Annotated in this window: 15 protein-coding genes; 12 read left to right on the forward strand and 3 right to left on the reverse strand. The window is 45.8% G+C overall.

Annotation, left to right across the window (positions count from 1 at the left end):
* The first annotated feature begins 29 nt into the window (after positions 1–29).
* The 3 genes from pyrD (at position 30) to SDEN_RS09035 (ending at position 4541) form a co-directional block, all read left to right on the forward strand.
* Positions 30–1049, forward strand: a complete 1020-nt coding sequence (gene pyrD / locus SDEN_RS09025; protein ID WP_011496171.1) for a quinone-dependent dihydroorotate dehydrogenase — start codon at positions 30–32, stop codon at positions 1047–1049.
* 165 nt (positions 1050–1214) lie between these two features.
* Complete coding sequence (locus tag SDEN_RS09030) at positions 1215–1748, forward strand: cell division protein ZapC (RefSeq protein ID WP_011496172.1); 534 nt, start codon at positions 1215–1217, stop codon at positions 1746–1748.
* 684 nt (positions 1749–2432) lie between these two features.
* Positions 2433–4541 (forward strand): sodium:proton antiporter, encoded by a 2109-nt coding sequence (locus SDEN_RS09035; RefSeq protein WP_011496173.1) that lies wholly within the window; start codon positions 2433–2435, stop codon positions 4539–4541.
* 144 nt (positions 4542–4685) lie between these two features.
* Here the strand turns inward: SDEN_RS09035 and bcp are convergent, their stop codons facing one another.
* Both bcp and SDEN_RS09045 read right to left on the reverse strand, forming a co-directional pair.
* The gene (gene bcp, locus SDEN_RS09040) at positions 4686–5150 is read right to left on the reverse strand and encodes a thioredoxin-dependent thiol peroxidase (RefSeq protein WP_011496174.1); all 465 of its coding nucleotides are present in this window, start codon (positions 5148–5150) and stop codon (positions 4686–4688) included.
* Positions 5151–5158: 8 nt separating this feature from the next.
* On the reverse strand, positions 5159–5695 hold the full coding sequence (locus SDEN_RS09045) for a glycine cleavage system protein R (protein ID WP_011496175.1): 537 nt from the start codon (positions 5693–5695) through the stop codon (positions 5159–5161).
* Positions 5696–5853: 158 nt separating this feature from the next.
* Here SDEN_RS09045 and dapA point away from each other — a divergent pair, with 158 nt between their 5' ends.
* From dapA to SDEN_RS09075, 6 genes are all read left to right on the forward strand, one after another.
* Positions 5854–6735: a 4-hydroxy-tetrahydrodipicolinate synthase gene (dapA, locus tag SDEN_RS09050; protein WP_011496176.1), complete on the forward strand. Its 882-nt coding sequence runs from the start codon at positions 5854–5856 to the stop codon at positions 6733–6735.
* Positions 6736–6741: 6 nt separating this feature from the next.
* Positions 6742–7860, forward strand: coding sequence for an outer membrane protein assembly factor BamC (gene bamC, locus SDEN_RS09055; protein ID WP_011496177.1), 1119 nt, complete (start codon positions 6742–6744; stop codon positions 7858–7860).
* Positions 7861–8075: 215 nt separating this feature from the next.
* Positions 8076–9158 carry an efflux RND transporter periplasmic adaptor subunit gene (locus SDEN_RS09060; RefSeq protein ID WP_011496178.1) on the forward strand — a complete coding sequence of 361 codons (1083 nt, stop codon included), beginning with the start codon at positions 8076–8078 and terminating at the stop codon, positions 9156–9158.
* Positions 9155–12250, forward strand: a complete 3096-nt coding sequence (locus tag SDEN_RS09065) for an efflux RND transporter permease subunit (protein WP_011496179.1) — start codon at positions 9155–9157, stop codon at positions 12248–12250. Before SDEN_RS09060 ends, SDEN_RS09065 begins: the two co-directional genes overlap by 4 nt.
* Positions 12251–12458: 208 nt before the next feature.
* Entirely contained in the window at positions 12459–13673 is a 1215-nt protein-coding gene (locus tag SDEN_RS09070; protein ID WP_011496180.1) for an RsmB/NOP family class I SAM-dependent RNA methyltransferase, read from the forward strand.
* 241 nt (positions 13674–13914) lie between these two features.
* Entirely contained in the window at positions 13915–16173 is a 2259-nt protein-coding gene (locus tag SDEN_RS09075) for a putative bifunctional diguanylate cyclase/phosphodiesterase (protein WP_041406184.1), read from the forward strand.
* Positions 16174–16293: 120 nt separating this feature from the next.
* Here the strand turns inward: SDEN_RS09075 and ald are convergent, their stop codons facing one another.
* The gene (gene ald, locus SDEN_RS09080) at positions 16294–17409 is read right to left on the reverse strand and encodes an alanine dehydrogenase (protein WP_011496182.1); all 1116 of its coding nucleotides are present in this window, start codon (positions 17407–17409) and stop codon (positions 16294–16296) included.
* A gap of 191 nt (positions 17410–17600) precedes the next feature.
* On the opposite strand from ald, the gene lrp reads away from it, so the two are divergent.
* The 3 genes from lrp to lolA all read left to right on the forward strand — a co-directional run bounded on the left by lrp (position 17601) and on the right by lolA (position 21715).
* The gene (lrp, locus tag SDEN_RS09085) at positions 17601–18095 is read left to right on the forward strand and encodes a leucine-responsive transcriptional regulator Lrp (protein ID WP_086022127.1); all 495 of its coding nucleotides are present in this window, start codon (positions 17601–17603) and stop codon (positions 18093–18095) included.
* 156 nt (positions 18096–18251) lie between these two features.
* Positions 18252–21050, forward strand: a complete 2799-nt coding sequence (locus SDEN_RS09090; RefSeq protein WP_011496184.1) for a DNA translocase FtsK — start codon at positions 18252–18254, stop codon at positions 21048–21050.
* A gap of 8 nt (positions 21051–21058) precedes the next feature.
* Positions 21059–21715: an outer membrane lipoprotein chaperone LolA gene (lolA, locus tag SDEN_RS09095; RefSeq protein ID WP_011496185.1), complete on the forward strand. Its 657-nt coding sequence runs from the start codon at positions 21059–21061 to the stop codon at positions 21713–21715.
* The last annotated feature ends 46 nt before the right edge of the window (positions 21716–21761 follow it).

The raw sequence follows: 21761 nt of genomic DNA on the forward strand, positions 1-21761 counted from the left end.
CGGGGCTTTTTTTAGCCTGAGGAAATTCGATGTTGTACTCGTTAGCACAAAAATTTATGTTTCAAATGGATGCAGAGCAAGCTCATGATCTTGCAATTAAAAGTTTGAAATTTACCGCCAATTCTCCCTTGGCTTGCGGTTACAGCCAGGCGCTACAGTCAAGCCCTGTTAACTGCATGGGAATTACATTTCCCAATCCCGTGGGTTTGGCTGCGGGCCTAGATAAAGACGGTGAAGCGATAGATGCATTTCACGCCATGGGTTTTGGTTTTGTGGAAGTGGGTACAGTCACGCCTAAGCCACAGGCAGGAAATGATAAACCTAGATTATTTCGGTTAACTAAGGCGAAAGCCATTATTAATCGAATGGGATTTAATAATAAAGGCGTGGATAATCTGGTTAGAAATTTACAAGCTAAGAAAACCGATATTTTGGTCGGGGTTAATATAGGTAAAAATAAAGACACGCCGGTAGAGCAGGGTAAGGATGATTATTTAATTTGCATGGACAAAGTGTACCCTTATGCAGCCTATATCACGGTTAATATTTCATCGCCTAATACCCCAGGTCTTCGAACTATGCAATATGGGGCATTACTGGATGAATTGCTGGCATCAATTAAAGCTAAGCAGGCAGAACTCGCTGAAAAATATCATCGCTATGTGCCGGTTGCGCTAAAAATTGCACCAGATTTAACGGCAGATGAAATTGAGAGCATAGCCATGAGCTTAATCAGCAATCAATTCGATGCCGTCATAGCCACGAATACCACTTTGAGCCGCGATGGCGTAGAGGGAATGACTCATGGCACTGAAATGGGTGGCTTAAGTGGTGCGCCGTTAACAGCAGCTTCCACTATGGTAATAAAGCAATTGGCCAGTTTCTTAAATAAAAAGATCCCGATCATAGGTGTGGGTGGTATTAATAGCGCGCAAGATGCACTAGATAAATTTGATGCTGGCGCTAATTTAGTGCAGATATATTCAGGCTTTATCTATCAAGGGCCCAAAATAATTAAAGAAATTGTCAATGCCGTTAAGATGAAATAAGTGATCTTGAATGAGCGTTAGATCTTATTTATGAGTGCGATCAAAATTTTGATCGCGCGATCTATCTAAGAGATTGATCCTAAATAACAATATTTAATCTTTTTTTGATATTGCGCGAAATATCATCTATTATATTCAAGTGTTGTTATTATTTAGGTGCGGGCTATGTTATTAATGCCAACCAAGGACTGGCGCTGGGAGTTTAATGAAGAATACGGCCAATTGGCGCTATCTTTAGATACTCAAATGTCATTTCTGACTGCATATAAAACAAAAATGCTGATCCCAGATGCTTTAAAAGGAATGAAATTTAGTGTTGAACACGCTAAGTTTTATATTCGCATGCTCGAACGTTTACCTCAATTATTAACACTTTCAGATGCGATGATAGTACAGACAGCACTTAATGCCACCGCAGCGCATTTTCTACTTAAGCCTCAGATGCCAAAATCTTGGTTTTTTGATGTGAGCGATGAATGTGTGTATTTCGATTTGGGTAAGGTTTTCCAGTTAAAAAACAATCAGCAGTCCATGCTTGTTCTGGTCGTCGAAGTGGGTCTGCAATCAGTATTAGTAATGAACTTATCTGCTGCCTGCCAATTGTCAGATAACAAGTCCCTCGGCCAATTTGATACTATTAAGGTCATGCACGATAGATTGCATCCTCTGAGCAGAGCCAAACAAATCGTCGCTGCCTAAGCGCGAGTTTTATTTGTCCGATAGCTAATTCCACATAGTTAATTCTATCTTGCTAATACCCCATAGGTAATAGTCACGCCATCCACTTCTGGGTTGCACTCTTGTGTCGCGTTTTTGAAAGGGAATCCCCTTATTGCATTAATACGCCTAAAATTGAAAAGCTTGAGCGACTCTCATTGTTCAGATAATTATTGTGATTGGTATAATACTTGCGCGCTATAGCCTAAACTAGCTCAGTGCTTTGATGGTTTTTTGACTAAACAGAAAATGACTTCTGCTAGCAATCCAAGTTAATAAAAGAATTTAAGTAAACAATTACAGTGTGTTAGCTTGAGTTTTGATTATATTGATTTCTGTGATATTACTCAAAAAAATGCTTGATCCTAAGTGGATTTTAGTATTTTATGAGCCTGAGTTTATTGGGGACACGGCATGTTAATAAAGAAACAAACGGCCGACTTATGCCATAAAAACAGCGAATGAACTTATATGACTGTCCCGTGTTTATGGACAAGCTAAGCCGAACAGCTTAAGAGGGAGAAAAAACCTGGTTCATTAAGATAAATAACAAAAACACGGTCAAAAAATTCGCCACGCTAAACGTGGCATATTACGGCGTTTTGAACATGCGCTGTAGCAACCTTAAGCCTAACGGCTTGTAGCGTTATAGAAAGGAAATTACCTATGGTTGAACACATCACAGGCATGCTTGCTGGAATTGGTGTGCTGTCTTTACTCTGTCAATGGCTTGGTTGGAAATTACGATTACCTGCCATTTTGCCCTTGTTACTGTGTGGTTTATTACTTGGCCCTGGGCTAGGTATTCTCGATCCCGATGAAATTTTCGGCGATTTGCTTTTCCCAATTATTTCTTTGGGTGTTGCCGTCATTCTTTTTGAAGGTGCACTCACACTTAATTTTAAAGAAATTAAAGATCATGGCCGTATGGTGACCAACCTAGTCACCATAGGTGCGCTAATCACTTGGGCCTGTATTGCTCCCGCAGCCCATTACATATTGGGTTTAGAGTGGTCTTTGGCACTACTTTTCGGTGCTCTTGTGGTGGTAACAGGTCCGACTGTGATCGTGCCTATGTTGCGCTCGGTGCAGCCAAAGTCTAACTTGTCCAGTATTCTTCGTTGGGAAGGCATAGTGATTGACCCCATAGGGGCGTTACTTGCGGTATTGGTCTATGAATATATCGCAGTAACCGCAGATCCTACCACCCACGTGCTTAATGCGCTGGGACTGACGTTATTGCTCGGTTTAGGCTTGGGTGCGCTGGCGGGTTACTTTATCGGTGTGGCGCTTCGCAGTAACGTGTTCCCGCATTATTTGCGCAACACGGCTGTGCTGACCATTATGCTTGGGGTATTTGTCGGCTCAAACATCATTCAGGAGGAATCAGGCTTACTGACTGTGACTGTGATGGGTATTTGGCTTGCCAACATGCGCGGAGTAGACATAGCTGAAATCTTAGAGTTTAAAGAAACCCTAACAGTATTACTCATTTCAGCGCTCTTTATTTTGCTTGCTGCGCGCCTAGATTCCAGTGCCATGTTAGATCTTGGTTGGGGCGGCTTAGGCGTCTTGGTTGTGGTCATGGTAATCGCCAGACCATTGAGTATATGGATTTCGGGCCTTGGGACTTCATTAACCTCGGCAGACAAGTGGTTTTTAAGTTGGATGGCTCCGCGCGGTATTGTTGCAGCAGCTATTTCATCTTTATTTGCGATTAAACTTGAAAGCCTTGGGGTTGAAGGTGCCAGCACTATCGTGCCGCTGGTGTTCTTAATCATCATAGGCACTGTGGTGATCCAGAGTTTGACTGCGGGACGCTGGGCTAAATTTCTCGGTGTGAAGGCGGGTTCATCTCAAGGTTTACTTATCTTTGGTGCGTCCAAGTTTGCCCGTGAGCTTGCAAGTTTACTGCAGACTAAGCAAATAAAAGTCGTATTAGCCGATAATAACTGGGATAACATTCGCCAAGCGCGTATGGACAATATTCCTGTGTATTTTGGTAATCCAGCATCAGAACATGCCACCACCTATCTTGACTTAAGTGGTATTGGCCGTGTGCTGGTGATGTCGCCATATCGTCAATTAAATCCTTTGGTGAGTTTCCATTTCCAGGATTTATTTGGTACCGAGAAAGTCTATGGCCTCAACAATGCTGAAGGCGTTAGTGCTCGCCATCAATTATCGGAAAATTATTTAAAGCGTTTGTGCTTATTTGGTGAGGCAGTGTCTTATGCCAAGATAGCCAGTTTGATGGCCAAAGGCGCCGTGCTGAAAGTGACTAACATCACAGAGAGTTTCACCTTCGAACATTTCCGTCAGCGCTACGGTGATACGGCAATGCCGCTCTTGTATCTAACCAAAGATGCCAAGGTGAAAATTGTTTCAGGTACTGAACCCTTTGACTTCCCTGTGGGTATTGAACTTATCAGTCTGCTACCTATCGATGCCCAAGAGCAAGCCCTAGTGCAAAAAGCGTTAGCGGAAGAAGCCGATCGTGCGGCGAAAGTGCAAGCTGAAATTGAGGCTAAAGCCGCTGCAGAAGCCCGTAAAGTAAAAGAAGCAGAAGAAGCTGAGCAAAGAGCAATTGCTAAAGAGCAAGCTCGCGTCGAAGCCCAGCAACTCGCAGAGGAAGAAGCCTATAAACAGCAGCAAGCCATAGCTGAGCAAGCTGAAGCAGAGGCGCTAACGTCTAATGATGACACTATCATTGATACAACTGCAGCTGAGCCAATTGATGCTGTAGTTGAAGAGACGGATAAACCTAAAACCTAACCATGCATGAGTGTATCGCTTTGATTTTTGCGCATCAGCTTTAGGGGGCGCTAGAGTCAATCAATACAAAAAAGGCTTAACCCTAAGGTTAAGCCTTTTTTATTTGCGCGCATTGGTAATAATTAATCCAGTATCTTCACTGAATTACGACAAATGATCGAGCACCACTTGATGATGATCTTTGGTTTTAAACTTATCGAACAGTTTAACGACTTTGCCATCTGTGCCAATAAGAAAACTTAATCTGTGAATGCCATCATAAATTTTTCCCATAAATTTTTTTTCACCCCATACGCCAAAGGCATCGGCGATGGCGTGATCTTCATCACTGAGTAAGTCAAAGTTAAGCTCTTGCTTATCATGAAACTTTTTAAGCCTTGCAACAGGATCTGGACTTATTCCCACCACGCTGACCTTCATGGCGTCAAGTGCTTCAAAACTGTCACGTAATCCTTGTGCTTGTACCGTGCAGCCTGGGGTTGAGGCTTTAGGGTAGAAGTACACTAAAACAGGCCCGTGAGCTAATAAGGCCGTTAATGCTACTGGCTGTCCATCTTGGTTGTTGAGTTCGAATGCGGGTGCAGATTGACCGGTTTGTAATGTGTTCATTGGCTCTCCTAAGGGGTTGCGATGCCTTGCATGCGCTTAATGCTGCACTCTAGTGACAGGCTTGCAGCTAATGAATGAATGCTGTGTTCAAGTTGTTGTAAATCAATTTGTTCTGGGATGTTAATCGCAAGGTACACAGATTGAGTCAGGCTGTTGGCACTGCCATCGGCGTGAGAGCGGACGGCGGCAAGATCCAGTGATTGTGCTGCCAAAAACTCGGTGATTTTTTGCATGGTGCCGCGCTGATCTTCGCCATTGAAACTCACTTCAATACGAGAAACATAATTTTTAGGTGTGTGTTTAGAGGTGCGCTTCATTATCGTCATTAGCTCAAGTTCTACACTGAGATTCGGTAATACACTCTCAATCTTAGTGATTGCACTCCAGGCGCCTGAAATCATCATGATAAGGGTGAATTCATTGCCAAAGATAGCCATGCGACTATCGACAATATCACATTCACAATCACTTGCTAGGCGAGCTAAACGGCTGACGAGTCCAGGGCGATCGGCGCCCATGGCGGTTACAACCAAGTAGTGGGTCATGCAGTGTCCTTTTTAGGTTAAAAATGCATCACTTAAGGGCGTGTTGCGCAATAAGGCTAATGTTAACATAAGTATTTCAATTTGAGATCCCTGTTAAGGCTTGTCATTAGCGGTAGGCCTAAGTAACATAGCGAATCCTGAAATTCTGGGGAAGTCAGATGTTAAAAGGAAGTATCGTAGCCTTAATCACGCCAATGAACCGTGATGGCTCAGTAGATAATGCTAGCCTTGAGAGGCTAGTTGAGTTTCATATAAATCAGGGCACAGATGCCATTGTTGCCGTAGGCACCACTGGCGAATCGTCGACCCTGGCTCAGTCAGAACACATAGCGGTTGTAGAACAAGTGGTGTCTTTTGCCGCAGGCCGTATTGCTGTTATTGCTGGCAATGGCGCTAATGCAACGGCCCATGGTGTTGAGCTCACTCAAAAGCTCGCCAAAACGGGCGTCGATGCCATGCTTGGTGTAACCCCTTATTACAATAAACCATCGCCTAAAGGCATAATCGCTCATTACACTGCGATTGCTAATAGCACAGACATAGCGCAAATTCTTTACAATGTGCCGGGTCGCACTTGCCTTGATATGCAGCCAGAGGTTATCGCTGAGCTTGCTAAGGTCAGCAATATTATCGGGGTAAAAGAGGCGACCGGTGACGTGTCTCGCGTGGCAAAACTGCGTGCATTATGCGGCGATGATTTTTTACTTTACAGTGGTGATGATGCCAGCGCCAAAGACTTTTTACTGCTGGGTGGTGATGGGGTCATTTCTGTCGCTAATAATATAGTGCCCAAAGCATTTAAAGTCATGTGCGATGCTGCCTTAAGTGGTAATGCAGAGCTTGCCAAGATCCATGACGACACCCTCAGAGGCCTGTATGGTTCTCTTTTTTGTGAAGCCAATCCTATCCCTGTAAAATGGGCGAGTCATCAACTAGGATTGATTACTAATGCTTATATTCGTTTGCCTTTAACTGAACTTTCAGAGCAGTTTCATGGTCTGTTGTTAGAAACAATGAAGCAAGCACAGCTTAAGGTCTAATTATTCATGTTAGTAAAAGAAAAATTAAAACAAATTACCCCAATACTTTTGGTTGCGGCAGTCTCAGCAGCCTGCAGTTCACCTATCGATCGCCGTCAAGTGAATGGCACAGATGAATACATTAATGCAGAAGTGACGCCTGGACTTAACATTCCAGCTAGCCTAACTACACCGCCATACACTAAAGAGTATGAAATCCCTCCTGTAGGCACTAAGGCAAATACGGCTATTGTGGGTAAAAAACTTGATATCCGTGCGCCACTGCAAGTCTTGCCTATGGCAGAAGGCACTCGAGTTGAAGAGAATAGTGACAATATCCGCGTGGTTATTGAGTCTATCGATAACAGCATGGATCTGCAGCAAGAGATCTTTGACACCATTCGCGGTTCACTGATTGACTCAGGCATTACTGTCTTGGTTGAAAATACCAATGAAGGCTTTATTGAAACCGATTGGATAACCAGTGAAGAAGTTATCGAGTCTAATTGGTGGAGTGCCGATAAGGTGTACCAGTTACGCCAGCGTTATCGCTATGATATCGCCATTAAGCCCCATGGCCGCACTGCTGATGTCACCATCAATCTGATTGAGCATGAAGAACATTATAACGGTGAAAACCAAGGCGTGTTGCTCAGTGGTGAAGATAAACGCCGCTACACCATCGACAGACTGAACAGCAGCGTAGCTTACATGAGTGCTAAGCGTGAGCAGTTACTCAAAGAAAACCGTTTACGCCAAAGCCGCGGCATCGACCTTCAGCTTATCGCTGCGCAGGGTAAAGAAGGCGCGTACTGGTTAGCCGATGGAAAGTTTAAGCAAGTGTGGGACAGATTGCGTATCGTGTTACCTGAGCTTGGGTTTGACGTACTGGATATGGACATGAACAAAGGTCTGTATTATGTCAATCTAGAAGAAAGTGGCGGTTTCTGGAGCTCGCTCTGGGGCGATGAAAGCCTAGCGCTTGATAAAGGCAACTACCGAGTGGTGTTAACGGCCAGCGATGATACTAATAAGACTAACATCTATCTGAAAGACGTGGCTGGTGAGCCTGTTGATGATGAAGTCATGGCTCAAGTATTCAAGAGTTTTGCTGATCTGATGCAAACGGATCGTAAAGTACGTTAAGTCTTTAATCAGCAGGTTCTGCGGGTGATTTGATTGCCAGCTATTTCAGAAGAGATCTTAGGGTCTCTTTTTTATTGGGCGTTTTTATTAAATGTAAGCATTTGTTATTTTGTAAGTAAAAGTAAAACCCCTATGCCTCAAGTGTTTGGCTAAGTAAACTAGCGTAAACTTACAGTAGATGTGTATCCAGCTTATGGCTGGGGTACGAGGTCATAATGAAAAAAATATTTCTCCTGATTGCCCTATTGGCATTGGCTTGGTTTGGTTATCAAGCCAGCCTAAGTCCTGAAATTACCGCCACTAAACCCCGTCCTTTAGCCAATGTGGTGGTGGCCAAAGCAGCCATGCAAACCGTGCGTGATGAAGTGGAAGCCATAGGCACAAGTAAGGCATTTGATTCTGTGACTATCACAGCCAAAATCTCAGAGTTGATTTCTAGTGTTAATATTCGTGACGGCCAGAATGTACAGAAGGGCGACTTATTGGTGCAATTGCAAAATACTGAGCAGTTGGCCAAAGTCAGGGTTGCCGAGGTCAAGCTTGCGGAGCATCAGAGGGAGTTTGCCAGGATCCGCAGCCTAGTGAGCAATAAGACCATTGCTGAAAATGAACAAGACAGATTGCAAACCCTGATTGACACTACTAAAGCCGAATTGGCTCAAGCGGGTTCTGCCTTAGGTGACAGAGCAATCACAGCGCCATTTTCAGGCCGCCTTGGCTTAATTCAAGTCAGTGTTGGTAGCCTTGTAACCCCAGGACAGCAAATCACCACCTTAGATGATGTGAGCCAAATCAAATTAGATTTTTCCGTACCTGAGCGTTTTATCAATGAAATTCAAGTGGGCAAACAAGTTGAAGCCAAGGCGGTTGCTTTTCCCGGAAGACTATTTAATGGCAAGGTTACCTCTATCGATAGCAGAGTGAATCCCACCACGCGCGCCTTGACGGTTCGCGCTATCATTCCGAATACGGATTTTGCCCTGTTACCTGGTATGTTAATGAAGGTGAAACTGATTAAACAAAGCCGCGAAGCCTTATTATTGCCAGAATCAGCCATCATTCCTATCCAGTCATCCCATTATATTTACACCTTAGATGCTGATAACAAGGTGGTGCGTCAACAAGTCACCTTAGGAACACGCACCCGAGGTTGGGTGGAGATTGTCGAGGGAGTCGAGCTCGACCAAGCTGTGATCATTCGTGGTATCTTAAAAGTGCGCCCTGGGGATGAAGTGCAGGTAGAATTGCAAGAGAGATTTAAGTTCGCCATCCAAAGCACAGAGGATACTCTGCTATGATCCTTACCGACTTATCTGTAAAGCGGCCGGTGTTTGCCTCTGTCATCAGTATTTTACTTATCGTACTTGGGTTAGTGGCATTCGATAAATTGCCGTTAAGGGAGTATCCCAATATCGATCCGCCCATAGTGTCCATAGAAACCAGCTATCGCGGCGCCAGTGCCTCAGTGGTCGAGAGCCGCATCACCCAGCTTATCGAAGACAGGTTAAGTGGCGTAGAAGGTATACGTCATGTGAGTTCATCCAGCAGCGATGGCCGCTCCTCTGTGACATTGGAATTTGAAATTACCCGCGATATTGAAGCCGCAGCCAACGACGTGCGCGACCGAATCTCTGGGTTATTAGACAGATTGCCCGATGAGGCTGACACGCCTGCTATCTATAAGGCCAATGGCGGCGACGAAGTCATTATGTGGCTTAATCTGGTGTCCGATCAGATGTCCACCTTAGAGCTTACCGATTACGCTAGCCGCTACTTAGTTGACCGATTTTCGGTTATCGATGGCGTAGCGCAAATCCATGTGGGCGGCGGTAAAGTATACGCCATGCGCATTTGGGTCGACAGAGAAGCCTTAGCCTCACGTAATTTGACCGTTGCAGACGTGGAAGCCGCATTGCGTTCAGAAAACGTCGAGTTGCCAGCGGGCTCTATCGAATCAAAAGAGCGTCACTTTACCTTAAGGGTAGAGCGCAGCTTTAGAACCGAAACCGATTTTGCCAACTTGGTCATTGCCCATGGGGATGACGGCTACCTGGTGCGCCTAGGGGATGTGGCCAAGGTAGAGATCGGCTCAGAAGAAGAGCGCATTATCTTTCGGGGTAATAAAGAATCCATGATAGGGATAGGGATCACCAAGCAATCTACCGCGAATACCTTAGATGTTGCCAGAGCGGCGAATGAGCTTGTTGATGAGATAAACCCAACATTGCCAGCGGGCATGGAAATCAAGCGCTCTTATGATAGCTCGGTATTTATCGAAGCCTCTATCGATGAAGTGTACCAAACCCTATTCTTGGCAATAATTCTCGTTATCATAGTCATTTATCTGTTTTTGGGTAGCGTGCGGGCCATGCTTATCCCCGCCATTACCGTACCCGTGTCATTACTTGCTACTTTTATTGTGCTGTATGCCTTAGGTTACACCATTAATTTGTTGACACTATTGGCCATGATCTTAGCCATAGGCATGGTGGTGGATGATGCCATTGTGATGCTGGAGAATATTCATCGCCGCATCGAACAGGGAGATTCGCCTTTAAAAGCGGCGTTCTTGGGCGCAAGAGAAGTGGCCTTTGCCGTGGTTGCCACGACTTTAGTGCTGGTGGCTGTATTTATGCCAATCACCTTCCTTGAAGGTGATATCGGTAAATTATTTAAAGAATTTGCTGTCACCATGAGTGCGGCAGTGATGTTTTCCAGCATAGTGGCACTGACGTTAACCCCTATGATGTGCTCTAAGTTATTAAAGCCTGCTGGGGAAGACCCTTGGTTGGTGCGTCAAGTGGACAAGGGCATGACGCGCTTAAGTCAAGCTTACGAGCGTACCTTAACCCAGGCATTTAAACGCCCGTTTCTGGTGTCGCTGATCATTATCACCGCCTTTGGGTTGAGCGCCTTCTTGCTTAAACAAGTGCCGCAGGAATTTGCCCCTCAAGAAGACAGAGGTTCGATGTTCTTAATGGTGAATGGCCCTCAAGGCGCGAGCTTTGAATACATAGAAAAATACATGGATGAAGTGGAAGGGCGCCTAATGCCACTAGTGGCCAGTGGCGATATTAAGCGTTTGCTTATTCGTGCTCCGCGTGGGTTTGGCCGCGCCGCAGACTTCTCCAACGGCATGGCAATAATCGTGCTTGAAGATTGGAGTAGTCGCAGGCCGGCTGGGGTGATTATCAATGATATTCGTAGCCGCTTAGAAGATTTAGCCGGCATTCGTGCTTTCCCTATAATGCGTCAAGCCTTTGGCCGTGGGGTAGGGAAACCCGTGCAATTTGTATTGGGCGGTCCAAGTTACCCAGAGCTTGCTCAGTGGCGCGACACCATGCTTGAAAAAGCCAAGGAAAATCCAAACTTGGTGGGCCTAGATCATGATTATCAAGAAACCAAACCGCAGCTTAGGGTCATCATAGACAGGGACAGGGCAGCAGCGCTTGGAGTTTCCATTTCCCACATTGGCCGTACGCTAGAGTCCATGTTAGGTTCTCGCTTAGTGACCACCTTCATGCGTGATGGTGAAGAGTATGATGTGGTTATTGAAGGCGATCGCGATAAGCACAATACCGCAGGGGATCTGAGTAACATACATGTCCGCTCAGACAGAAGTGATGTGTTAATTCCATTATCGAATTTGGTCACAGTGGAAGAGTTTGCCGATGCGAGCTCATTAAACCGTTATAACCGCATGCGAGCCATTACCTTGGAAGCCAACTTAGCGGACGGCTACAGCTTAGGGGAAGCACTGGATTATCTTAATGGCATAGCCGCAGCTTATCTTCCAGCCGAGGCCGTCATTAGCTATAAAGGGCCTTCCCTTGATTATCAAAGCTCAGGTAGCTCGATGAATTTTGTGTTCGTGTTGGCACTTGGGATCGTTTTCTTGGTGCTTGCGGCCCAGTTTGAAAGTTATATTCATCCTATGGTCATCATGCTGACTGTGCCCTTGGCCACCTTAGGTGCATTGTTGGGACTGTGGCTCACAGGGCAAAGCCTTAACATTTACAGTCAAATTGGCATCATAATGTTAGTGGGGCTTGCTGCAAAGAATGGCATTTTAATCGTTGAATTTGCCAATCAATTGCGCGACCGTGGACTTGAGTTTCAACAGGCTATTTTACAAGCATCAAGTCAGCGATTAAGACCTATATTGATGACGGGCATCACCACGGCGGCAGGTGCTATTCCGTTAGTGATGGCCAGTGGCGCGGGCGCAGAGACACGTTTTGTTATCGGTGTGGTGGTGATAAGCGGCATTCTGTTGGCAACATTCTTCACCTTAGTAGTGATCCCTGTGGCCTATAACTTGTTTGCCCGTCACACTAATTCGCCCGACACTGTGGCTAAACAGCTAGAGAAAGAGCTGTCTGAGGATTAGACGTATTAAGAATCGCAGCGTGAATTAACGCTACAGCAATGTGCATAACAAAAAGGCATGTCGAAAGATGTGCCTTTTTCATCAGAGGCTGAGCCTTGTCCTGTGATAATGGATAAGCTCAACGCATAGGAAATGAATACTTGCTATGACAATACTTACCTCCTATGATCCTTTCGTTTTTTCTGACTTAACCTAATTGAGTATCCCCATGCTGACTTACCCACTATCTGGCAGTTCATCCGAACTTGTTATCAATATTCTTTCCATGGTGCTTAGCCAACATAAGCCGCTGGATCGCGCCTATTCTCAGCATTTCTCCGGCCTAACCCTGCCACCTTCAGAGCAGGCAAGGGTGACCCAAGTTGTCGGCGATATTTTACGTAAATTAAACCTGTACTGCTATTTAGCCGATATTCAGCCAGAAGAGTTTGAGCGCTTAGGCTCTAAATTACTCAATGCTTGGCATATCTTTCATGGCCTTGAATTACCCAACATGCAGTACGCCCTGCAAGTGAATTTGGAAGATTTTGAAACGCGTCTGGCCCACGCTAAAACCCAGGCTCCACTGTGGGATGGTTGCCCTCAATGGCTGGATGAATTGGGCTCCGAGCAGCTAGGTGATGCTTGGCCTCTAGAGCGCGCCGCGTTATCCCTAGCCCCTAAGCGCTTTATTCGGGTCAATGAGCTTAAATGCACTAAAGCGCAGCTGATTGAGCGCTTAGCGAAAGAGGCGGTTGAAGCCATAGAGGTTGAAGGCGTCGACAGTGCCTTAGAAGTTATCTCTGATTCGGCGCTTTTCAGAACCGAAACCTTCAAAGCAGGCTGGTTTGAGCAGCAAGATGCGGGCTCACAATTAGTTGCAGCCGCCCTTGATGCCAAACCTGGTATGCGGGTCGTCGATGCCTGTGCGGGCGCTGGCGGAAAAACCTTACACATAGCGGCGCAAATGCAAGGAAAAGGGCGCTTACTTGCTATGGATGTCGAGCAGTGGAAACTGGATAACCTAAAAATTCGGGCACGCCGCGCTGGGGCCCACAATGTTGAAACTCGTATTATCGCCAGCAGTAAGACCATCAAGCGGATGAAACTTACCGCTGACAGAGTGCTGCTGGATGTGCCTTGTTCCGGTCTTGGGGTACTCAAACGAAACCCGGATGCCAAATGGCGTGATACCCCAGAGCGTTTGCCGATTTTAATGGCGTTGCAGAAGCAGATTTTACAAAGCTACAGCCGGATGGTAAAAGTTGATGGCATATTGGTTTATGCCACTTGTTCCATCATGCCGGCAGAAAACCGTTTACAAGTAGACGCGTTCCTAGCGGAAAACCCACAATTTGTGCTGTTAATGGATGAAAACATCACAGTGGCCGATTCGGGCTTTGATGGCTTCTATTTAGCCAAAATGCAGCGAGTGAGCGAATAAATATCCCTTGCGTTAACCACTTGTCTGCATTCAAAGGCGAGTGGCGATTAAGTGTGATATGGCTATATTTAACGCTACAGCTCCATTTATGAGGATTAAGCATTATACTTGAATGCGTTACGAGCTCTGTACACCCAGTGAGGGTCACGATAAACCAGTTAGTGTTGCCAGTGAGCAAGACTAACAAAGGTCTATTTAACAACTGAAAATGGTCAGTTATTGCAGTGGAGAGGAAGCCGCATTGAAATGCTCAAGTCGTAAACCCGATATAGAAGGCTACAGCAATATTTTGTCGCTGGTGCTTGCTGGCGCTCCATTACACGAGGTTCTCACTGCATTAGTATTATTAATTGAAGCGCAAAACTCAGGCACTAAAGCCTCGGTGTTATTACTCAGCAATGATGGAAAACGCCTGCTTAAAGGGGCGGCGCCTAATCTGCCCAAAGCGTACAACGATGCCATTGATGGTGTGGAAATTGGCCCTGCGGTAGGTTCTTGTGGCACCGCGGCCTACCTGCGTGAGCGTGTGATTGTTGATGATATTGAACATCATCACTATTGGGCTCATTACAAGGACCTTGCCCTGGGATTTGGACTCAAAGCCTGCTGGTCTGAACCCATTTTTGACAGCCTTGGGGAAGTGCTGGGCACCTTCGCCATGTATTATGATGAGGTCAAATCTCCAAGAGCTGAAGATCTTGTGTTAATCGAACAAGCTGCCCGTTTAGCAAGTCTTGCCATCGAGCGCAACAAGAGCACCCATCTTCAAAAACTCACCCATATGATTTTTAATCATCTGCCGATGGCGCTATTGATCACCAATGGCTCTGGCTCTATGTTGTTCTCAAACAGAATGTTTAATGGGATCATAGAGGGAGAAGAACTGAATCCACAAACCAAATTGCATTTAGTCGAGCAAGACACCAGCCGAGTTTTTGAGCCTCACAAGTTTTTTGCCGCATCCCCCTCGGTGACATTGCAATCTTTATTGGACAATTTGAGTCACAACTTAGCTTGGGATGGCGAGCTCTGCTGTGAGCGAGAAGACGGCCGTTTTATTTATCTGGCGCTATCGGTAACCCCATACCGAGATGTGTTTGGTCTGCAAAACTGTTTTGCCTGGATCATGATGGATGTGAGTGACAGTAAAAAAGCCAATCATCTTATTCAATATCAGGCTAACAATGATGCACTCACAGGACTGAGCAATCGCAAGCATCTACTTGAAAAAATAAAAAAGTATATCCATGGCAAGCAGGAAGACAATCAGACATTGCCAGCTTTTAGTTTATTGCAGATAGATTTAGATAATTTTAAGCAGATAAACGATACCTTGGGCCATGATAATGGGGATGCGTTGTTAATCGCGGTAGCTGATAGACTATCTCAAGCCTGTCCAAGTAAGGCCTTGTTAGCACGGTTAAACGGTGATGAATTTGCACTCTTGCTGCCCAATAAGCTTAATGCCGAAGAACTCAGTGAGTTAGCCCAGAGTATCAATCAGTTAATCAGCGAACGTTTCGTTATTGATCAACAAGTGCTGTATACCACGGTAAGCATAGGTATTGCTCGCTACCCTGCAGATTCTAACAGCGTCAGCGCGCTACTCAATTGTGCTAGCCAAGCCATGTACAGTGCCAAAGAAAAAGGCCGCAATGGTTTCCAGTTTTTCGATCAACAAATGCAGCTCAAGGCAGAACGCACCGCTTACATTCACACTCACATAAAAGCGGGGCTCGAAAATAATGAATTTGAGCTTTATTATCAACCCATAGTGAATATCCGCACCGCCACTATTCACAGGGCTGAAGTATTATTGCGTTGGCACCATGAAGGGGAATTTATTTCTCCTGATGAATTTATTCCCGTGGCCGAGCAAACCGGATTTATCGTGCAACTTGGCGAATGGGTGCGAAAAGAGGCCTTTAAAACCATAGATTTATTTAGCCAGAATCAACTGTCTGTGGACTTATCTGTCAATGTGTCCACCATGGAATTCTGGTCTCCTGAATTGCAAGCCAGATTTTTGGCTTCATTCGATGATACGGTACGAGAATTAGGCTTAGACTATTTTCCTTACCATATGCTGACACTCGAGATCACTGAGTCATTGATGATGCAGCAGCACACAAATATAGCCAACTTGCTGCAAACTTTGCGTAAACGTGGCATTAAAGTGTCTGTGGATGATTTTGGTACCGGTTATTCCTCGCTTTCCTATCTGGTCAATTTCCCTGTGGATCAGATTAAAATTGATAAGGCATTTGTGCAAAAACTCACGGATGGTCACAGGCATATCGCCATCGTTGAAGCCATTGCCAGTCTGAGCCGCTCTTTGGATTTAACCGTCACAGCCGAAGGGGTGGAGACCAAAGAACAGTTGGCGATTATCAGTGGTAATCAAATTGATATGGTGCAAGGTTACTATTTTTATCGACCTATGCCTAAGCGGGAGTTTTTAAATTTGCTATTTGAACAAGCAGGTTATGGCTTACTTTAGTTTGACCGCATCTTACTGTTGACTCTATTTACTGAAATGCTGCATACAAAAATGCCGTTCATGATGAACGGCATTGTTATTGTTTACCCTATCTTGACTGACTAGGGGGTTAACACTGACTTAAACCAGTAAGCTCTTAGGGCAAGTGAATTCGAGTGCTAAGGCTTCAGCCACTTCTTTACATACAAGCTTACCGTGCATGACATTTAAGCCATTGAGTAAGTGCTTATCTTGAAGCAGGGCCTCTTTGTAGCCAAGGTTTGCCAGTCTAATAATAAAGGGCAAGGTGGCATTGTTTAGAGCGAAGGTCGAAGTGCGAGCAACCGCACCTGGCATGTTGGCCACGCAGTAGTGCACTACGTCATCAACGATGTAAGTCGGATCTTGGTGAGTGGTTGCATGGGATGTTTCAACACAGCCGCCTTGGTCAATAGCGACGTCAACGATGGCGCTACCCGGCTTCATGCGAGAAACCATGCTGCGAGTGATGAGCTTAGGTGCAGCAGCTCCTGGGACTAACACGCCGCCAATCACAAGATCGGCTTCTAACACGTGACGCTCAATAGCATCGGCAGTGGAGTAGATGGCTTTGACTGATGAGCCAAATTGCACGTTCAAACGGCGAAGTGCATCTATGCTGCGATCTAACACTACTACGTCAGCACCCATGCCCACAGCCATTTGCGCCGCGTTTGTGCCGACCATACCGCCGCCTAGAATAACGACTTTAGCAGGTTCAACACCAGGGACACCGCCCAGTAACATGCCACGTCCACCTAAGGATTTCTCAAGGGCGCGTGCGCCGGCTTGAATTGACATGCGACCAGCGACTTCTGACATAGGGGCAAGCAAAGGTAGACCACCGCGGTCGTCAGTCACAGTTTCATAAGCGATACACACAGCGCCGCTTTTAATTAACTCTTGTGTCTGGGGTAAATCTGGCGCTAAATGCAGGTAAGTGAATAGAATTTGGTCTTCACGGAGCATGGCGCGTTCAATTGCCTGTGGCTCCTTCACTTTGACTATCATATCGGCTTTAGCAAACACTTCTGCTGCCGTATCTAAAATGGAGGCGCCTGCATCTATATAGTCTTGGTTTGTCATGCCAATGCCTACACCCGCATCTGACTGGACAAACACTTGATGACCCTTGATGGTCAATTCACGAACACTCGATGGGACCATACCTACACGATATTCGTGATTTTTGATTTCACTTGGAACGCCAATAATCATTTTTTGAGCCTCGATTTACATAAAACCCACCATAATAGGTGGGCATAAATTGTTATTATTAAGGTGCCTGAGATGTTCATTCAGGTATAACTAGTATAGTATCACTCAAGCAGTTTATGCTGCTGAAGTTCCAGTTGAAACAGCAAATAATATTGTTTTTAGATTTATAAGTGGTGAAAAATATTGTGAGTATGAAAAATAATCCGCAAAAAGATCTCGACCGTATCGATCGCAATATCCTCAATGAATTACAGCTCGACGGCAGGGTGTCTAATGTTGAGCTATCAAAACGTGTCGGTCTAAGCCCAACCCCTTGCCTAGAGCGGGTTAAGCGTTTAGAGAAACAAGGCTTCATTAAGGGTTATACCGCGCTGGTCAACCCTAATTTTCTCGGTGCATCCTTGCTGGTTTTTGTTGAAATAACCCTTAATCGAGATGTCCCTGATTTATTTGACAGATTTAACCGCGCGGTGCAATTACTCGATGATATCCAAGAGTGTTATTTGGTGTCAGGGGATTTTGATTATTTGCTTAAAACACGGGTGTCAGATATGTCAGCCTATCGGCGCCTATTAGGGGAAACCTTAATGAAGTTACCTTCAGTGTCAGATACCCGCACTTACGTGGTGATGGAAGAGGTTAAACAAAGTACTCGCATTGGCCTAAATCATCTTGGAATGGATTGATTTTAAGCCAGTTTATTCTTGTTTATCTCAGAGTAAGACTCGCGGCCAACAATAGATTGAGCTTGGGATAAACTCAAGGCATAATCATACTTCATTCGGTCAGTCGGACTTCATCTTTTATACTGACCTCTTTCACTTTGCTATGGATGTATTCGTGTGTCTCAGGGAAAAAATATAACCACACTCAGTGGTATTCAACGGCTATTGGAAGGTGGCTTAATCTTATCTTGCATGATGGCCACCTATATTCTGTTGGCACTGGGCAGTTTTGATCCTAACGATCCCGGTTGGAGTCAATCTCAATACCAGGGCCAAGTTGCCAACCTCACAGGCACAGTCGGTGCATGGATTGCCGACGTGCTGTATTATTTCTTTGGCTTTATCGCCTACCTTATTCCATTGATTATCGCCGCCACCGGCTGGTTTATCTTTAATCGCGCTCATAAATTACTGGAAATAGACTTCTTTTCAGTAGGACTTAGGATCATCGGCTTTATGTTGATGATATTGTCATTGGCGGCGCTGGTTAGCATGAATGCCGATGATATGTATGTGTTTTCTGCCGGCGGCGTGGCGGGGGATGTGATTGGCCAAGCCATGTTGCCTTATTTTAATACCATAGGCACCACCTTATTATTATTGTGCTTCATCGCTGCAGGTTTCACCTTAGCAACCGGTGTGAGCATGTTGACCGTGATTGAACTGACAGGCCTAGGCACCATTTGGCTGTATAACAAGATAAAAACCCTACCAGGCTACCTATCCCCCAGCAGTGAGACTGAAGACACCCGCGGCTTTATGTCATTAGTGGAAAAGTTTCGTCAAAGCCGTGAGGCCCATGAGTTCGACGAGATTAAATTTGCCGCCGATGATAAAGATACGGCAAAACAAGCGGGTAAACCCCAAGAGCGTGACCTGAGTATCACACCAGAAGCAGACCAAAATGATGAGCAACAGCCGTTAGTTGATGAAGATGACTCATTCTTTGGCAAGCTAAAACGTAAAATGCGCCCAAGCAAGCAGAGGCAAGAGCCACTGGTGAGTACTGTACTGGATCTTGATGCAGAGTCAGGGCTTGAGTCAGGCCTTGAACCTAAGTCATTTGCCTCTATGGCCCCTTGGGTCGCCAATCAAGATGATGAGTTAGCGCCTGCGCCGCAAAATCATAATAACCCCAATGTTGGCGTCAGCGGTTCAAGAGTTGAAGCAGATGACGACGAAGTTATTATTTTTAATCATCACAGCGATGATGACATAGATAGTGAAAGTGACACTATGAGTCATATTGATGCTAACGAGATAGATTTTGACCGTACAAATTCTCAAGGGGCATTAACGGCTGAACGCAAGCAAGCCATCGCTGCGACTAAAACCAAGACTGAATCCGCCAAAATTGTCGATGGCATAGTGATACTGCCTGGGGAAGATAAGCCAAAGCCAACCAGACCTATGACGCCGCTGCCAAGTATTAGCTTGCTTGATGTGCCCGATCGCAAAAAGAATCCCATCAGCCAAGATGAGCTAGATCAAGTGGCTCGTTTGGTGGAAACTAAATTGGCAGACTTTAATATCATAGCGAACGTGGTGGGTGTGTATCCAGGACCTGTGATCACTCGCTTCGAACTTGAGTTAGCCCCAGGAGTTAAAGCCTCTAAAATCACCAACTTATCAAAAGATTTGGCGCGATCCTTACTGGCAGAAAGTGTTCGTGTGGTGGAGGTTATTCCTGGAAAAGCCTATGTGGGGCTAGAATTACCGAATAAATTTCGCGAAACCGTCTACATGCGCGATGTGCTCGACTGCCCGGCCTTTAGCGAGAGCAAATCTAACCTCTCTATGGTGTTAGGCCAAGACATTGCTGGCGACCCTCTAGTGGTTGACTTGGGCAAGATGCCGCATTTGTTGGTGGCAGGCACCACAGGTTCAGGTAAATCAGTGGGCGTCAACGCCATGATAACCAGTCTCTTGTACAAGTCGGGGCCCGATGATGTGCGCTTCATCATGATTGACCCTAAGATGCTTGAATTGTCCGTCTATGAAGGCATACCTCACTTGTTATGTGAAGTGGTGACCGATATGAAAGAGGCGGCGAACGCCTTGCGTTGGTGTGTGGGTGAGATGGAGCGGCGTTACAAATTGATGTCAGCCCTCGGGGTGCGTAACCTGAAAGGCTATAACATTAAAATTAAAGAAGCTATAGAGCGCGGCGCCCCAATTCAAGATCCCTTGTGGAAATCTTCTGACAGCATGGATGAGCAAGCGCCAGCGTTAGAAAAGCTGCCTTCCATCGTGGTTGTGGTGGATGAGTTTGCCGACATGATAATGATAGTGGGCAAAAAAGTGGAAGAGCTGATTGCCCGTATCGCCCAGAAAGCGCGTGCTGCGGGTATTCACTTAATTCTTGCCACTCAGCGCCCGTCTGTGGACGTGATAACGGGTCTGATTAAAGCCAATATACCAACCCGTATTGCGTTCCAAGTGTCATCGCGTATCGATTCTCGCACCATCTTAGATCAACAAGGTGCGGAAACCCTGCTTGGCATGGGGGATATGTTGTATTTACCGCCAGGCACTGGCGTGCCTATTCGTGTCCATGGCGCCTTTATTGACGATCATGAAGTGCATAACGTGGTCGCCGATTGGCACGCTCGTGGCAAGCCACAATATATTGATGAAATTTTAAATGGTGGCGGTGACGGCGAGCAAGTATTGCTGCCGGGCGAAACCGCCGAGAATGATGACGAGCATGATGCTCTGTACGATGAAGCCGTGGCCTTTGTGACCGAAACACGCCGTGGCTCCATTTCTAGCGTACAACGTAAATTTAAAATTGGTTATAACCGTGCGGCGCGGATCATCGAAATGATGGAGTCCCAAGGTATCGTTAGCTCACAGGGCCACAATGGCAACCGTGAAGTGCTAGCACCGCCGCCACCAAGAAACTCTTTTGATTAGGATAACTCATGTTTAAAGGCTTTTTATCATCCCTGTGCGTAACCGCCCTAGGCGCTAGCGCTCTGTTAACCTCAACGGCATGTGTTGCCGATGATGCTGCAAAGCTTCGCGGTAAACTAGCGCAAGTTGACTCCCTGCATGCGGCCTTCAGTCAGCAGGTGACAGACATCAACAACAAGCTTATCCAGCAAGGTCAGGGCGTTTTCGCCTTGGCCTATCCCAGTAAGTTTTATTGGCACTTAGTCGAGCCCGATGAATCCCTTATCGTTGCCGATGGCACAGATCTTTGGGTCTACAATCCTTTTGCCGAAGAAGTCACGGTTATGGACGTGTCTCAAGCGGTAGAGGCATCGCCCATTGCTTTGTTGGTGCACCGGGATGAAGAAACCTGGTCTTTGTATCATGTCGAACAGGCAAGCGCGACAGGAGATACCTCGTGTTTCAACATTCTGCCTAAGACGTTAAAAGCCAATGTCGTTGCTGTATCCGTTTGCTTTAAGGGTAAACAATTAACCGATTTTAATCTCACCGACAGTCAAGGTAATTTAAGCCGTTTTGCCTTGAGTGCTCAACGGCAAGTGAAGTCTGACGAAATCCAGTTGTTCAAGTTTGCCTTACCTGAGAACGTCGATATCGACGATCAGCGTCTTAAGCAAGGTAACTAAGGTACTTAAAGTAAATAAGGTGATATTTTGGCAAATCTAGGCTTCG

Source organism: Shewanella denitrificans OS217 (genome assembly GCF_000013765.1).
In the GTDB taxonomy this organism is placed as follows: domain Bacteria; phylum Pseudomonadota; class Gammaproteobacteria; order Enterobacterales; family Shewanellaceae; genus Shewanella; species Shewanella denitrificans.

Excerpts from the sequence above, each read along its gene's own strand:
- pyrD (WP_011496171.1), top strand. The coding sequence starts at position 30 with ATGTTGTACTCGTTAGCACAAAAATTTATGTTTCAAATGGATGCAGAG.
- SDEN_RS09030 (WP_011496172.1), top strand. The coding sequence starts at position 1,215 with ATGTTATTAATGCCAACCAAGGACTGGCGCTGGGAGTTTAATGAAGAA.
- SDEN_RS09035 (WP_011496173.1), top strand. The coding sequence starts at position 2,433 with ATGGTTGAACACATCACAGGCATGCTTGCTGGAATTGGTGTGCTGTCT.
- bcp (WP_011496174.1), bottom strand. The coding sequence starts at position 5,150 with ATGAACACATTACAAACCGGTCAATCTGCACCCGCATTCGAACTCAAC.
- SDEN_RS09045 (WP_011496175.1), bottom strand. The coding sequence starts at position 5,695 with ATGACCCACTACTTGGTTGTAACCGCCATGGGCGCCGATCGCCCTGGA.
- dapA (WP_011496176.1), top strand. The coding sequence starts at position 5,854 with ATGTTAAAAGGAAGTATCGTAGCCTTAATCACGCCAATGAACCGTGAT.
- bamC (WP_011496177.1), top strand. The coding sequence starts at position 6,742 with ATGTTAGTAAAAGAAAAATTAAAACAAATTACCCCAATACTTTTGGTT.
- SDEN_RS09060 (WP_011496178.1), top strand. The coding sequence starts at position 8,076 with ATGAAAAAAATATTTCTCCTGATTGCCCTATTGGCATTGGCTTGGTTT.
- SDEN_RS09065 (WP_011496179.1), top strand. The coding sequence starts at position 9,155 with ATGATCCTTACCGACTTATCTGTAAAGCGGCCGGTGTTTGCCTCTGTC.
- SDEN_RS09070 (WP_011496180.1), top strand. The coding sequence starts at position 12,459 with ATGCTGACTTACCCACTATCTGGCAGTTCATCCGAACTTGTTATCAAT.
- ald (WP_011496182.1), bottom strand. The coding sequence starts at position 17,409 with ATGATTATTGGCGTTCCAAGTGAAATCAAAAATCACGAATATCGTGTA.
- lrp (WP_086022127.1), top strand. The coding sequence starts at position 17,601 with ATGAAAAATAATCCGCAAAAAGATCTCGACCGTATCGATCGCAATATC.
- lolA (WP_011496185.1), top strand. The coding sequence starts at position 21,059 with ATGTTTAAAGGCTTTTTATCATCCCTGTGCGTAACCGCCCTAGGCGCT.